Source organism: Acidimicrobiia bacterium (genome assembly GCA_036271555.1).
Taxonomy (GTDB): domain Bacteria; phylum Actinomycetota; class Acidimicrobiia; order IMCC26256; family PALSA-610; genus DATBAK01.
In genome coordinates this window covers 57,740-71,847 of record DATBAK010000005.1, presented here as the reverse complement: position 1 = coordinate 71,847, position 14,108 = coordinate 57,740, and the positions used below count along the sequence as shown (strand labels likewise).

13 protein-coding genes are annotated in these 14,108 nt (G+C 70.9%); 4 read left to right on the top strand and 9 right to left on the bottom strand.

Features of this window, described 5'->3' with window-relative positions; genetic code table 11:
* Positions 1 to 32: 32 nt before the first annotated feature.
* Positions 33 to 155 carry a hypothetical protein gene (locus VH914_02565; GenBank protein HEX4490063.1) on the top strand — a complete coding sequence of 41 codons (123 nt, stop codon included), beginning with the start codon at positions 33 to 35 and terminating at the stop codon, positions 153 to 155.
* On the opposite strand, the gene VH914_02560 is transcribed toward VH914_02565, so the two are convergent.
* The 6 genes from VH914_02560 to VH914_02535 all read right to left on the bottom strand — a co-directional run bounded on the left by VH914_02560 (position 152) and on the right by VH914_02535 (position 6,541).
* Positions 152 to 898 (bottom strand): VOC family protein, encoded by a 747-nt coding sequence (locus VH914_02560; protein ID HEX4490062.1) that lies wholly within the window; start codon positions 896 to 898, stop codon positions 152 to 154. The genes VH914_02565 and VH914_02560 overlap by 4 nt on opposite strands.
* A gap of 87 nt (positions 899 to 985) precedes the next feature.
* Positions 986 to 1,375, bottom strand: a complete 390-nt coding sequence (locus tag VH914_02555) for a hypothetical protein (GenBank protein ID HEX4490061.1) — start codon at positions 1,373 to 1,375, stop codon at positions 986 to 988.
* 17 nt (positions 1,376 to 1,392) lie between these two features.
* On the bottom strand, positions 1,393 to 2,151 hold the full coding sequence (locus tag VH914_02550) for an ABC transporter ATP-binding protein (GenBank protein ID HEX4490060.1): 759 nt from the start codon (positions 2,149 to 2,151) through the stop codon (positions 1,393 to 1,395).
* A gap of 10 nt (positions 2,152 to 2,161) precedes the next feature.
* Positions 2,162 to 2,899 (bottom strand): ABC transporter ATP-binding protein, encoded by a 738-nt coding sequence (locus VH914_02545; protein ID HEX4490059.1) that lies wholly within the window; start codon positions 2,897 to 2,899, stop codon positions 2,162 to 2,164.
* The gene (locus tag VH914_02540) at positions 2,886 to 5,075 is read right to left on the bottom strand and encodes an ABC transporter permease (protein ID HEX4490058.1); all 2,190 of its coding nucleotides are present in this window, start codon (positions 5,073 to 5,075) and stop codon (positions 2,886 to 2,888) included. The genes VH914_02545 and VH914_02540 overlap by 14 nt, the downstream gene beginning before the upstream one ends.
* 65 nt (positions 5,076 to 5,140) lie before the next feature.
* Positions 5,141 to 6,541: an ABC transporter substrate-binding protein gene (locus VH914_02535; protein HEX4490057.1), complete on the bottom strand. Its 1,401-nt coding sequence runs from the start codon at positions 6,539 to 6,541 to the stop codon at positions 5,141 to 5,143.
* 231 nt (positions 6,542 to 6,772) lie between these two features.
* Here VH914_02535 and VH914_02530 point away from each other — a divergent pair, with 231 nt between their 5' ends.
* Positions 6,773 to 8,239 carry an FAD-dependent oxidoreductase gene (locus tag VH914_02530; protein ID HEX4490056.1) on the top strand — a complete coding sequence of 489 codons (1,467 nt, stop codon included), beginning with the start codon at positions 6,773 to 6,775 and terminating at the stop codon, positions 8,237 to 8,239.
* Between the two features lie 50 nt (positions 8,240 to 8,289).
* Here VH914_02530 and VH914_02525 read toward each other — a convergent pair whose 3' ends face one another.
* Positions 8,290 to 10,380, bottom strand: a complete 2,091-nt coding sequence (locus tag VH914_02525) for a dehydrogenase E1 component subunit alpha/beta (protein HEX4490055.1) — start codon at positions 10,378 to 10,380, stop codon at positions 8,290 to 8,292.
* A gap of 51 nt (positions 10,381 to 10,431) precedes the next feature.
* Between VH914_02525 and VH914_02520 the strand changes: the two genes are divergently transcribed.
* Positions 10,432 to 11,439 (top strand): 2-oxo acid dehydrogenase subunit E2, encoded by a 1,008-nt coding sequence (locus tag VH914_02520; protein HEX4490054.1) that lies wholly within the window; start codon positions 10,432 to 10,434, stop codon positions 11,437 to 11,439.
* Here VH914_02520 and VH914_02515 read toward each other — a convergent pair.
* The gene (locus tag VH914_02515) at positions 11,426 to 12,097 is read right to left on the bottom strand and encodes an HAD family hydrolase (protein HEX4490053.1); all 672 of its coding nucleotides are present in this window, start codon (positions 12,095 to 12,097) and stop codon (positions 11,426 to 11,428) included. The two genes, VH914_02520 and VH914_02515, sit on opposite strands and share 14 nt — an antisense overlap.
* A gap of 57 nt (positions 12,098 to 12,154) precedes the next feature.
* Positions 12,155 to 12,901, bottom strand: a complete 747-nt coding sequence (locus VH914_02510; protein ID HEX4490052.1) for a carbon-nitrogen hydrolase family protein — start codon at positions 12,899 to 12,901, stop codon at positions 12,155 to 12,157.
* Between the two features lie 163 nt (positions 12,902 to 13,064).
* Between VH914_02510 and VH914_02505 the strand changes: the two genes are divergently transcribed.
* Positions 13,065 to 14,084: an aldo/keto reductase gene (locus tag VH914_02505; GenBank protein ID HEX4490051.1), complete on the top strand. Its 1,020-nt coding sequence runs from the start codon at positions 13,065 to 13,067 to the stop codon at positions 14,082 to 14,084.
* The last annotated feature ends 24 nt before the right edge of the window (positions 14,085 to 14,108 follow it).

Below are 14,108 nucleotides of genomic sequence, written 5' to 3'. Positions count from 1 at the left end.
GTACCCGGATGCGCTGATCGACGACCTGCGCGGTGCTCGGGCGCCGCATCGACGACTTCGAGCGTGACCTCGCGCGTGGCTTGCTCGACGCCCGGCCCGACGGCAGCTTCGAGCAGGACCTGACGTTCGCGTACGAGGTCGGTCGCCGGCGCTAACGCGCCGTTCGGCGCTCACGCGTGCGCAGGACGCAGAACTCGTTGTCGTCGGGATCGAGCAGGACGACCCGGTCGGCGCGACCCTCGCCGATGCCGCCCCGCGTCGCGCCGAGCGCGAGCAGCCGCTCGACCTCCGCGGCCTGATCGCTATCGCCCGTCGGCGCGAGGTGCAGGTGCTGGCGGTTCTTCGCGGGCTTGGGCCGCAGCTCACCGCCGCCCCAGGTGATCATCGGGCCGGTGCCGTCGGGCGCACGGATCGCGGTCTCGTCGTCCTGGTCCCACACGAGCGGCCAGTCGAGCGCGGCGCTCCAGAAGCGCCCGGTCGCGGGTGAGCCGTCGCTGGTGATCGACCCGAAGCGACCGGTCGTCGAGAGGAAGCTGTTCCACGGCTCGATGAGGCAGAGCTCGTTGCCTTCGGGATCCGCCATCACGATGTGCGATTCGTCGGGGCTCTGCCCGATGTCGATGTGACGGCCGCCGAGCGCGACGAACTGCTCGGCCGACTGCTGCTGGTCCTCGACCGACTTCGTCGTGAGGTCGAGGTGGACCCGGTTCAGCACTTCGGCCTTCGGCTCTCCAACCGGCACGAACAGGACGCCGAAGCGCGTCCCGTCGGTCGGCACGAGCGCGACCTCGCCGGCGTGCTCCTCACCGACCTCCCACCGCAGCGCCGCAGCCCAGAACTCCGCGAGCCGGCGCGGATCGTTCGCGTCCCACGCGAGCGCGGCCAGCTCCAAGCTCATGGTCGGGCTCGCAAGCTCGTCCGACTCGACGCGGGATGCGCGCGAAGTCGGCCGCTTGCTCGTTCCGCTCGTCGCATGTCGCGCACGTTATTTGTCGGCGAGCTTCTCGATCGCCTGGATCAAGCGCTCGGTCTGCTCGCGGTCCTCGTAGATCAGGCGGATCAGCCAGTAGCGCAGGTAGCTCGTGATCGAGTTGCGCAGCCAGACGACGAGCCCGACGATCCCGACCAGCAGGCCGATGATCGCCGCGACCTGCGCGTCGAGCCGCGCGTTCACGCTGCCGCCCGCGCCCTTCGAGCTCAACCACGCGATCACGACGATGATCACGCCGACGATCGCGAGGCCGATGCCGGTGTTCGCGCCGTTGCGCTCCGGGTTCGCGCCGCCGCCCTTGAGCTTGAGCCGCGCGACCTCTTCTTGGAACTGCGCGAGCCGCGCCGATGACGTCACCGAGTCGTCGGTGGGGTTCTCGCTCATCGGTGTCTCCTCTGTGGTCATCGGTGGCCGTCCGTGCTGTCGGCGCCGAGGTAGGCGCTGACGAGCTCCTCCGCGATCTCGGCCGGCGAACCTACCTGCTGGATCCGGCCGTGCAGCATGATGCCCGCGACGTCGGCGACGCCGAGGATCTCGTGGGCGAACTGCTCCACGATCACGATCGAGAGGCCCTCGCGGGCGATGTTCGCCACGTGGGTGTAGAGCTCCTCGACGACGATCGGGGCGAGCCCCATCGACAGCTCGTCGATCAGCAACACGGCGGGATTGGTGGCGAGCGCGCGGGCCATCGCGAGCATCTGTTGCTCGCCGCCCGACAGCGTGCCCGAGGTCTGCTTGCGGCGCTCGGCGAGCCGCGGGAAGCGCTCGAACGCGCGCTCGGTCACCATGCTCATCGACGTGCCCGTGAAGGTGGCCATACGCAGGTTCTCGAGCACCGACAGGTTCGGGAAGATGCCGCGCCCTTCGGGCACGAGACACATGCCCGCGCGCGCGAGCGCGTCGGCCGACACGCCGTTCACCGTGCGGCCGAACAACGAGAGCGTGCCCGCCGACGGCACGATCTGACCGCTCGCGACCGCGAGCGTCGTCGACTTGCCCGCACCGTTCGGTCCGAGCAGCGCGTAGACCTCGCCGGGCATGAGCCGCAGGTCGACGCCGTGCAGCACGTCGATGCGGCCGTAGCCGGCGCGGATGCCCTTGAGCTGGAGTACCGGCTCCCGCGCCACGTCGCCGACGGGCGTATTGCCGGCGATCGTCATGCGCGCCCCGTCACTTCGTCACCCCGGTGCCGCTGCCGAGGTACGCGGCCTGCACGGCGGCGTCGCCCTGGATGTCGGTGGGGTTGCCGGTGGCGATGATCCGACCGAAGTCGAGGACATCGATGTGAATGCACGTGTGCATGACGAACGGCATGTCGTGCTCGACGAGCAGGATGCCGAGGCCGCGCTCGGCGAGCTGCAGGAGGAGGCGTCCGAGCGCGTCGGTCTCGTCGTCGTCGAGTCCTGACGACGGCTCGTCGAGCAGCAGCACGCGCGGCTTCGTCGCGAGTGCGCGTGCGACCTCGACGAGTCGCGCGGTGCCCGTCGGGAGCTCGTCGACGATGACGTCGGCGATCGCGGTGATACCGACCAGCTCGAGCGTCTCCTGGGTGAGCTCGGCGGGGGACTGCGAGTCCTTGGCCCAGCGCCGGCGCATCTCCGCGGCAACGAGCACGTTCTCCCGCGCGGAGAGGCTGCCGAACGCCTCGAGGCGCTGGAACGTGCGGGCGACGCCGAGTCGTGCGCGCCGGTGCGGCTTCGCGCCCGTGATGTCGCGGTCCTCGAGCATCACCCGGCCGCTCGTCGGCCGTTGGAGCCCGGTGATCACGTTGAACAACGTCGTCTTGCCCGCGCCGTTCGGGCCGATGAGCCCCGTGACGCAGCCGGGCTCGACGGTCAGCGACGCGGCGTCGAGCGCCTGGAGGCCGCCGAACCGGACGACGATGTCGGTGGCGTCAAGGAGTCCCACGCGCGGCCTCCGGTGCGGTCGCGGCCGACGGGCCGGTCGTGGTGGTGCCGTCGGCCGCGTGGCCGTTCGGTTGGTGCAACAGGTGCGCGTTCAAATCGTCGGTCACGCCGAGCTGACGCTCGATCGCGACGATGTCGCTGGCCGTGAACGCGCGCGTCAGACCGAGCTCGCCGATCTCCGGCAGTGCGAGGCGGGCCTTCTCGGCTTCCGAGCGCGCCTTCGCGTCCTTGCGCCACGGCAGCAGCGGCGCGAACCCGTCGCCGATCGCGACGACGGCGCCCGACGGGTTCTGGATGATGCCGAGCGCGGTGAGGCCGGGCCCGAGGATCTCGAGCGAGCGCCACAGCGACAGGTGCCACGACTCCTTGATGTAGACGAGCCCGAACCCGAACAGCCCGGCGAAGAGCGCGCCCGAGACCGACGCGACGCCCCCGATCACGAGTGCGAGCACGATCGGCAGACCCTGGAGCATCGGGAAGCTCGACGCGCTGAGCGAGCCGGCCTGCTGCGCGAGGAAGGCACCCGCGAAGCCCGCGATCGCCGCGGACAGCATGAACACGATCACCTTCGTCTCGAGGATGTTGACGCCGATCGTCGCCGACGCGGCTTCGGAGTCGCGCATCGCGACCAGGCGGCGCCCGAAGGCGCTGCGTCTGAGCGCGACGACGGCGATGCTCGCTAAGCCGAAGACCGCGGTGATGAGCATCAGGTACACGTGGTTGCCGCTGAAGTTCAGGCCGAAGATCTTCAACCGGTTCACGTATCTCGACTGCGAGCCCAACAGCTCGGGCTGGGTGAAGACGACGTACTCGCACATCGACGCGAACGCGAGTGTCGCCAACGCGAGGTAGAGACCCTGGAGCCGGAGCGCGGGGAGCGCCATCACCGCGCCGATCGGGATCGCGATGAGCGTCGCGAGCACGATCGCGAGCAGGCTGCCGTGCGCGCCCCCCCATTTCGCGTAGGCGACCGCGCCGAAGCCCGCGAACGCGAGCGGCGCCAGCGACACCTGGCCCGCCCAACCGGTGAGGGGAACGAGCGAGAGCGCGATCAGCGCGGTCGCCATTCCCGCGGTCACACGGTTGACGTTGGTCGCGCTCAGGAACTGCACGACGACGGCCATCACCACGAGCAGCGCGATCGCGCCGATCACGGTGTCGCGGATGGTCGAGACGCGCTCGATGCGACGGACCCCACCGATCCTGCGGAACTGCAGCCGCGCCTGCGGCAGGAGCAGCAGGACGACGAACAGCATGATCGTCGGCAGCGCGAGCGGCGCCTGCGCCCAGCGTTCGCCGAGCGCGAGGTATTGCTGCGAGAACTGGATCGCGACCGCGAGGAGCAGCGCGCCGACGTACGTGAGCGGCAGGCTCCGCAACCGTCCGACGATCGCGGCGACGAACGCGTTGATCACGATCAGCGAGAGCGCGCCCGTGACCGCCATGCCCGTGTCGGGCGCGATGAGGATGCCGGCGATCGCGGCGAGCGAGCAGCCGAGCGCCCACGAGAACCCCGACACGAGATCGGGTCGTGCGCCCGTGAGCGCCGCGAGGTCACGGTTGTCGACGACGGCGCGCATCGCGACGCCGAGGCGGGTGTTGAACAGCAGGAGCCGCAGGCCGACCGCGAGCGCCAGCGCGACGACGATGACGATGAGCCGCTGCCACGACAGGATCACGCCGCTGATGTGGACGCCGCCGGAGCCGAAGAAGTTCGGGAGGGAGTGGATCGAGTTCTGGTCCCACAGCGTCGCCGCGAGGCCCATGAAGGTGAGCATGAGCCCGACCGTGACCATGAGCTGCACGACGAGCGACTGCTGCTCGAGCCGCCGCATGAGGAAGCGGTCGAGCAGCAATCCGAGCAGCGGCGCCGCAACCAGCACGACGAGCACCAGCGCGACGGCCGTCGGCAGGTGGTGATGGACGTGCAGCTCCCAATACAGGTACGCCATGAACATGCCGATGGCGCCCTGGGCGAAGTTGAAGATGCCCGTCGTCGTATAGACGACCACGAGGCCCGCGGCCGAGATCGCGTACACACTCGCGAGCGGCAACGCGAAGACGAGCAGGTTGATGACGCTCGAGCGCGTGACCGCGTTGCCGGCCCACGACTCGTGCACGACGTAGACGACGGCGACGATCGCGGCGACCGCCACGGCGAGGTTCGACCTCTTCATCGCCCACCTCCCCGCTCGTGCCGATGTCTCACCTGGTTCGCGTCTCGGTCAGGGAGCGCCCGCGGCTAGTGGCTGTTGGGCTTGTACAGCTTCAACGGGTCGGCGCTGATCGTCGTGATGGCGCTCGGCTCGTCGCAGTCGAACTTGCCCTTCGCGACCGGGTCGACGCGGGTCCACGCACCGTTCTTCACCTGGACGATCACGATGCACTTGCTCGGCGTCTTGCCCGCGACGTCGGTCGGCACGAGCATGCCGCCGGCGTCGAAGTCGTGCACCTGCCGGATCCCGTCGAGCACGGCCTTGCGCGTGATCGCATTCGGGCCGTCGTCCTGGGCGATCTTCGTGACGACCTGCTGGAAGAGCACGCCCGCCGCGAACGCCTGGAGGCCGAAGCCGTCGGGCTTGGCGTCGTACTGGAGGAACGCGTCGAGCGTGTCGTTCGAGCCCTTGTCCTCGAAGGGCAGGAACTGCAGCCACGAGTACTGGCCTTCGACGTTCGCGCCGCCCTGCTTCACGAAGTTCGGTGCGTAGCACTGCAGCGAGCAGGCCCAGACCTTCACGCCGGTGACGCCCTGCTGTGCCGCCTCGTTGCGCATCTTCAGGGTGCCGGAGTAGTCGAGGCCGTTCATCACCCAGGTCGCGTGGTGCGCCTTGATCGACGACGCGATCGGCGTGTACTGCGACTGGGTCGCGAGTCCGCTCATGCCGAACTCGGCGTCCATCTTCACGCCGTTCTGCGTGATGCCCGCGTACAGCACGGTGCTCGAGGTGATCGTCGACGGGAGGTCGGCCGGCACGACGAAGATGCCGTGCAGGTCGCTCGTCACGTTCTTCTTGAACCAGTCGATCGCGGGCGTGACCGCAGAGAACGTGCGCACCCCACTGCCCGAGTACGGGCAGCTGCCGCCGTTCGGGATCACGGCGAACGAGATCGCCGAGCACTGCTCGACGGGCTCGGTCTGCAGCACCGCGAGGTCGGGGATGCCGGTGGCCGCGCCGGCCTTGTCCTTGCAACCCTCGGCCGGGCGCATGTCGTTGAGGAACAGCGCGGTGGTGCCGAGGAGCACGAGCGAGTTGCCGCACGCGGAGACGACACCGTTCTTCGTCTCGGTCGGGCTGAGGTCGGAGTCGGCTTCCTTCACGACGACCTGGCGGCACGCGAGGCCGCCGTTCGCGTTGACGTACTTCGCCCACGCGTTCACGCCGTCCATCGAGCCCTGGAAGAGACCGGGCGACAGCTGCGAGCCGACGTCGGCCATCACCGTGACGGTGATCGTGGAGGGCGAGACACCGACCTCGCTCGACGTGAGCGTCTTGCCGGTGCAGACGTCCTTCCCGGTGCTGCTCGGGGACGACGTGCTTCCACCGAGGCCGTTGTCACCGCTCCCGCCGCTGCCGCTGCTGCTGCAGGCGGCGAACGCGAGGCTCAGCGCGACGACGACGACCAGCCATCCGGTTCGCTTCACAGTCCCCCCTCGGCACGACACGAATGCCTCGTGTTGCGCGTGGTCTCCCAGTGAATGTGACACTCCGTCAGATTCGGGCAGGAGCCTGCCCGTTCACAAGGTGTCGTGCAAGCCCTGACGTGCGCTTACCCGGGGAAGTGTCGCGCCACGCCCGCCCCGATGGACGGCACGCCGGGTTCCCGAGGGATCGGGTCGCCACCGATACGTTGCGCGTCGGATCGGAGGGCGCGCGTGCGCGTGGTCATCGCAGGAGCGGGGGTCGCAGGGCTGGCGAGCGCCCTCGCGCTCGCGCGCGACGGGCACACCGTGACGATCGTCGAGCGCGACGCCACGCCGATGCCCGCGAGCGCGACCGACGCCTTCACCGCGTGGGCCCGACGCGGCGCGCCGCAGGTCCGGCATTCGCACGCCTTTCTCGCGCGTCTGCGGAACCTCCTGCGGGAGCGCGCGCCGGACGTCCTCGACCGGTTGCTGGCGGCCGGCGCGACCGAGATCCGCTTCACCGACCATCTGCCGGAGACGCTCAGCGACCGTGACCCGCGTCCCGGCGACGACGAGCTGGTCGCGCTCGCGTGCCGGCGCACGACGTTCGAATGGGTGTTGCGCCGGTGCGCGTTGGAGTCCGAGCGCGTGACGTTGCTCGACGGCACCGACGTGGTCGGCCTCGACGCGACCGCAACGGTGCGGCCGCGCGTGCGCGGGCTGCGCGTGCGTGCCCACGGCGGCGCGGGCGCCGGCGAGGCCGGTTCGGAAGCCACGATCGCGGCCGACCTCGTCGTCGACGCGTCCGGTCCGCGCGGCGGTTCCGAGCGCTGGCTCGCGGTGGCGGGCGTCGAGGAACCGCCTGCCGACGTGCACGAGACCGGCATCGTCTACTTCTCGCGGTTCTACGAGCTGCGTGCCGGCGCGGAGGCGCCGGTCGGGGAGGGTCCGGTCGCGGGCGACCTCGGGCACCTCAAGTTCGCGGTGTTCGTCGGCGACAACCGCACGTTCTCGGTGACGCTCGCGGTCGCGGTCGACGACACGGAGCTTCGCCGCGCGCTCGCAGCGCCCGACGCGTTCGACGCGGCCGCGCGCACGATCCCCGCCGCGTGGGAGTGGCTCGACGGGCGCGCGCAACCGATCACCGACGTGCATCTCATGGCCGGTCTGCGCAACCGCAAGCGCCACTTCGTCGTGCACGATCAGCCGATCGCGGACGGATTCGTCGCCGTCGGTGACGCGTCGGTCTGCACGAACCCGCTGTACGGGCGCGGCTGCTCGCTCGCGCTCGTGCACGCGTTCGGGCTCGCGGATGTGCTGCGCGAGCACCCCGAGGATCTGCCCGCCGCGCTGCTCGAGTTCGACGAGCTCACGACGCGGGAGCTCGATCCTTGGTACCGGGCCGCAGTGCTCCAGGACCGCGAGTCGGCGGTGCCGGCCGACGACGCCGACGAAGATGACGACGCCGACGACGGGCGTTCGATGGTGCGCGCGCTGCTGCGGGAAGGCCTGCTGCCCGCGCTGCAGACGTCGCCCGTCGTCTTCCGCGCGTTCCTGCGCTGGTTCAACCTGCTCGCGAAGCCCGACGCGCTGATCGCCGACGGCGAAGTGGTGACCGCGGTGATGGAGGCCTACGCCGCCCGCGACACCCGCCCGCCCCCCGAACCCTTCGGCCCGTCGCGCGAAGAGCTGCTCGAGACGCTTCGCTCGCGTTAGTGGTACTGCGTTATCGGGCCATGACGCGCCAACGCAGTACCACGAAGCGGCTAATAGTCGAGCAGGTGCTTGAGGTCACGGGCGATGTCGTCGACCTGGGGGAGCGTCGCGGCTTCGAGGGTGGGCTCGTAGCCGACGAGCGTGTCGATGGCCGCGAGTCGCAACACCGGCGCGTCGAGATACTCGAAGCACTCGTCGGCGGCGAAGGCCGCGACCTCGGCACCGAAACCGCCGGTGAGCCGGTCCTCGTGCAGCACGAGCAGACGACCCGTGCGCTTCACGGACTCCGCGACGATGTCGCGGTCCCACGGCGTGATCGTGCGCAGGTCGACGATCTCGACGCCGTGGCCCTCGCCCAGCTGCTGCGTCGCGACGACCGCGCGGTGCACGGTCGCGCCCCACGTGACGACCGTCGCCCGATCGCCGCGCGTGACGTACGCGCCCTTGCCGAACGGGATCGTCCAGCCTTCGGGTGGCATCGGATCGCGGTTGTAACCCTGCCGGTACAGGTGCTTGTGCTCGAGGAAGAGCACGGGGTCCTCGCTCCGGAACGCCTGCCGCAGGAGCCCGACCGCATCGCGCGCTCGGGACGGGAACGCGATGAGCAGGCCCGGAACGTGGGCGAAGATCGCCTCGTCGCAGTGCGAGTGCCAGATCGCGCCGCCGGTCAGGTAGCCGCCGGTCGCGATGCGCACGACGAGCGGGCACGTGAACGCGCCGTTCGAGCGCCAGCGTGTCGTCGCGGCCTCCGACTTCAGCTGCTGCATCGCGGGCCACACGTAGTCGAAGAACTGGATCTCCGCGCACGGCCGCAGCCCGCGCATCGCCATGCCGACGCCGCGGCCGACGATGTTCGCCTCCGCGAGCGGTGTGTTGAAGCAGCGCGCGTCGCCGAAGCTGCGCTGCAGTCCGAACGTGATGCCGAAGACGCCGCCCTTGCCCGCGACGACGTCGAGCAACTCGGGGTCGCAGTCGGCGACGTCCTCGCCGAAGACGCGGATGCGCTCGTCGACGGCCATCTGCTCGTGCAGCGTGAGCCGGATCGCCTCGCCGAACGCGACGGGCTCACCGACGGACTCGGGTTCCGCGGGCGAGGGCTCCGGCTCCGGGCGCGCGGGCGCGAACACCTGCTCGAACACGCTGCCGGGATCGGGGCGGGGCGCGGCGAGGGCCTCCTCGGCCGCGGCGCGCACGCGCTCGCGCGCGGTCGCCTTGAACGCCTCGAGCCGTTCGGAGTCGGCGACGCCCGCGGCGAGGAACGCCTGCTCCATGAACGTGATCGGGTCGTGCTCGGACTCGTCGCGCAGCTCGTCGGGACCGCGGTACTTCTTCTGGTCGTCGGAGAGGGAGTGCGCGTACGGCCGCGTGACCGTCGCGTGGATGAGCACGGGACCGATACCGGCGCGCGCGTGCGCGATCGCGTCGGCGCCCTTGTGCCGCACCTCGAAGTAGTTGCGGCCGTCCATCTTCACGATGTGGAGCCCACGGATGCCCGCGACCATCTCGGAGATCGGCGCCGGCATCTGGTCGGAGGAGCGGACCGAGATCGCGTAGCCGTTGTCGGCGACGACGAACAGCACCGGGAGGTGCAGCCGGCACGCGGTGTTCAGGCTCTCCCAGAACTCGCCCTCGGAGGTCGCACCCTCGCCGAGCGACACGTACGTGATCTCGTCGCCGTACGCGGTGCAGCCGGGCAGGTCGCGACGCCCGATGTAGCGCGCGGCTTCCGCGCAGCCGACGGCGGGCAGGCACTGGCTGCCGGTGCAACTCGTCTGGCTGACGATGTTGAGGTGTGCCGCGCCCCAGTGGCATGGCATCTGGCGGCCGCCCGACGCGGGGTCGTTCGCGGCGCCGACCGCCTGGAGCAGCATCTCGGTCGGCGTGACACCGAGCGCGAGCGCGAGCGCGCGATCCCGGTAGTACGGGAAGAACCAGTCGTACGCGGGCCGCAACGACCGGGCGAGGCCGAGCAGGAGCGCCTCGTGGCCCGCGCCCGAGATCTGGAAGAACGCCTTGCTCTGTTGGCGCAGCGCGATCTCGCGGTCGTCGAGGTAACGCGAGACGAGCGCGCGGCAATAGTCGTCGAGCGCCTCCTCCACCGGAACCTCGAAGGGCAACGACGGCTGCTGGAGCACCTTCATGCCGTTCACCTCCGGACAGCGGCTCACACTACGGCCCCGTACGCTGGTCGCGTGACCGACGGCAGCTCAGCCGAGCCCGAGGTTCGTCCCTGGCGGGTGCGCCGACCGCGCGCCACGGCGGGGTTCCTGTCGCCGGCCGTGCGCCGCGCGGCGCGGGAGCGGGGGATGGACCCGAGCGCGCTCGCCGCCGGGGCCGGCTCGGGCGCGCAGGGCCGCGTGACGCTCGCGGATCTCGACACCGCGGTGGCGACCGTGCCGATCGGAGCGACGGCGGTCGTTGCGCCCGCCGCACCCGTGGCGCCGATCGCGCCGATCGCGCCGATCGCGCTGATCGCGCCGACCGCGCCGACCGCGCCGAGCGGTGACGAGCGGGTTCCGTTCACGCGCGTCCAGGCCCGCGCGGGCACCGCGCTGCTCGCGTCGAAGCACACGGCCGCGCACGCGCTCACGATCGTGCACACCGACTACTCGGCGGTCGACGTCGCGCGTCAGGAATGGCGGGTCGCGTTCCGGGAACAGGAAGGCTTCTCGCTCACGTATCTGCCGTTCGTCGCGCGTGCCGTCTGCGACGCGTTGCGCGACTACCCGTTGTTCAACGCGACGCTCGACGTCGACGACCGCCTCACCGTGCACCGCGCGATCGGGCTCGGCATCGCCGTCGACCTCGCGCACCAGGGGCTCGTCGTGCCCGTGGTCCACGATGCCGACGGGTTGCGCCTGCGCACGCTCGCCCGTGCGATCGACGACGTCGCGCGCCGCGCCCGCGCGAAGCGCATGACCCCCGACGACACGGTCGGTGGCAGCTTCACCATCACGAACCCGGGAGCCGCGGGCACCGCGATCTCCGTCCCGATCATCAACCGTCCCCAGGTCGGCATCCTCTCCACCGACGGCGTGCGCAAGGAAGTCGTCGCGATCGGGAGCTCGATCGAGATCCGTCCGATGGGCTACCTCTGTCTCAGCTTCGACCACCGCGCGGTCGACGGCGCCTACGCGGCAGCGTTCGCGGCGCGCGTGCGCGCGATCGTCGAGACGCGCGACTGGCTCAGGGAGCTGTGACCCCGGCGAGCCGCAGGACCGCGTCGAGCCCGCGCGGCCCGGGCGTGTGCTGCGCCGGCAACAGGTAGACGCGCACACCCGACTCGATCGCGCCGCCGTCGGTCAACGCGTTGTCGCCGACCATCAGCGCGTCCTCCGCGCCGACGCCGAGTTGCTCGCACGCGGTGGCGAACAGCTGCGGTGCGGGCTTCGCGGCGCCGTGCTCGTACGAGAGCACGAGACCCGCGAAGAAGTCGAGCAGTCCGTGCTTCGCCAGCACGGGACGGATGTCCCACCCCGTGTCGCTCACGACGACCATCGGGATGGCCGCGTCGCCCAGTGCTTCGAGCGTCGGCTTCGTGTCGGGGAACGGCATCCACGCGTCGGCCGAGATCTCGCGCTCGTAGAGGATCTCGCCGAGCCCGTCGGCGATCACGTCCGCCGCCGAGTACAGCGCGGTCCAGCACTCGCGGTGCGCGCGTTCCGACAGGTCGCGTCCCTTCGCGATCTCCTCGGGCGTACGCGCCCGTTCCTGGATCGCGCGCCACATCCGGCGCGCGGCTTCGTCGTCGACAACGCGTCCGAGCTTGCGCGCTTCGTCACGCAGGATCGCCGGGCCGTCGCCGCGCCCGAGCAGCGTGTCGCCCATGTCGAACATCACGCCGCGGATCGGTCGCATCCGATCGAGTCTGGCATGGCCCCGCCGCTCGACGAGCGGGTCCACGGCGCGGCCACGTCAATCGGGCAGCTCGACGACGAGGGACGTTTCGTGCCAGTCCGGCGTGCGCGCGACGACCGCGCCGGTGGGAGCGACGAGGGCGGCGAGACCGGGGAAGTCCTCGTCGGCGGTCGCGCCGGCCTGGCTCGAGATCGCGATCCAGAGACCGTGCCGGCGCGCGTGCCGCGCGCAGTCGGTCAGCACCGAGCCCGACCACCACTCGTAGCCCGCGCGCCATTCGGCCTCGTCGGTGCGCCTTCCGTACAGACCGGGTGCCGCGCAGACGAAGACGACGCGCGCGCCGGCCCGCGCCGCGTCGTCGCACGCGACGTCGGTGCCCGTCTCCGCGCAGATCGCGATACCGATCGGCGCGCCGTCGAGCGCGAGGCGCGCGGGGTACGCGCCCGCACGGTACGCGTCTTCGTCGAGTAGCCGGCGCTTGCGGTACTGCGCGACGACGCGGCCGCGGTCGGCGAGCACCTGCGTGATGAACACCGCGTCGCCGCCCGCCTCCGCGATTCCGAACCGCGCGGCGACACCCGTGCGCGCGGTCGCGTCCGTGAGCTTCCGCACGGCGTCGTGGTCGAGGCCTATCGCGCGCCCGGGCCAGTGCTCGGGATCCACCGAGCCGGTGAGCGACATCTCGGGGAACCCGACGATGCGCGCGCCGGCGGCCGCACCGGCGTCGAGCAGATCGACGTGGCGCGCCAGGTTCGCGTCGGTCGCGCCCTTCTCGCAGCGCAACGCGGTGAGGAGCGCCCGCATCCCGTGAGTCTCGCCCGACCGCAGACGGCGGCGGCGCTCCGCGGTCGAGTGCGGCGCCGATCGCGTCCTTGATCCGCCGCGCGAACTCGTCCTCCCGCGGTTGGTCTCGCCGGGTCGTGCTTGCCTGGGGCACGATGCGGCGAGACCGCCGCGAGGAGGACCCATGGAGTACCGCACGCTCGGCCAGACCGGCATCCAGGTGAGCACCCAGTGTCTCGGCGCCATGATGTTCGGGCTCTGGGGCAATCGCGACCACGACGAGTGCGCGCGCATCGTCCACGCCGCGCTCGACGCGGGCGTGAACTTCGTCGACACCGCCGACGTCTACTCGGCCGGCGAGTCGGAGGAGATCGTCGGCAAGGCGCTGAAGGGCCGGCGCGACGACGTCGTCCTCGCGACGAAGGTGCACGGCGACATGGGCAGCGACCCGAACCGCAAGGGCAACTCGCGCCGCTGGATCCGCATGGAGGTGGAGAACAGCCTCCGCCGCCTGCAGACCGACTGGATCGACCTGTACCAGATCCACCGGCCCGACCCGACGCTCGATGTCGACGAGACCCTCGGCGTGCTCACGGATCTCGTGCGCGAAGGCAAGGTGCGCGCGATCGGCTCGTCGACGTTCCCCGCGGAGCAGATCGTCGAGGCGCAGTGGGTCGCGGAGCGCCGCAACCGCGAGCGATTCCGTTGCGAGCAGCCGCCGTACTCGATCCTCGCTCGCAGCATCGAGCGCGCGGTGCTGCCCACGTGCGCGCGCTACGGCATGGGCGTGATCGTATGGAGCCCGCTGAACGGGGGCTGGCTCACCGGTAAGTACAAGCGCGGCCAGGAGTGGCCCGAAGGTTCGCGCGCGGCGATGGGCATGTTCTCGGGGCCCGAGAAGCGTCACAACCAGCGCAAGTTCGACGCGGTCGAGCAGATCGAGAAGGTGGCAGCCGACGCGGGCGTGTCGATGACGCACCTCGCGATCGCGTGGAGCCTCGAGCACCCCGCGGTGACGTCGACGATCATCGGGCCGAAGACGATGGAGCAGCTCACCGACCTGCTCGCGGCCGACGGTGTGCGCCTCGACGCGGACGCGCTCGACCGCATCGACGAGATCGTGCCGCCGGGAGTCACGCTCGTCGGTCGCGACGAGGGCTACGACGCGCCCGAGCTGGCGGCGGCGGCCCGCCGTCGTGGCTAGCCTGACGACGACGTCAGGTTTCCG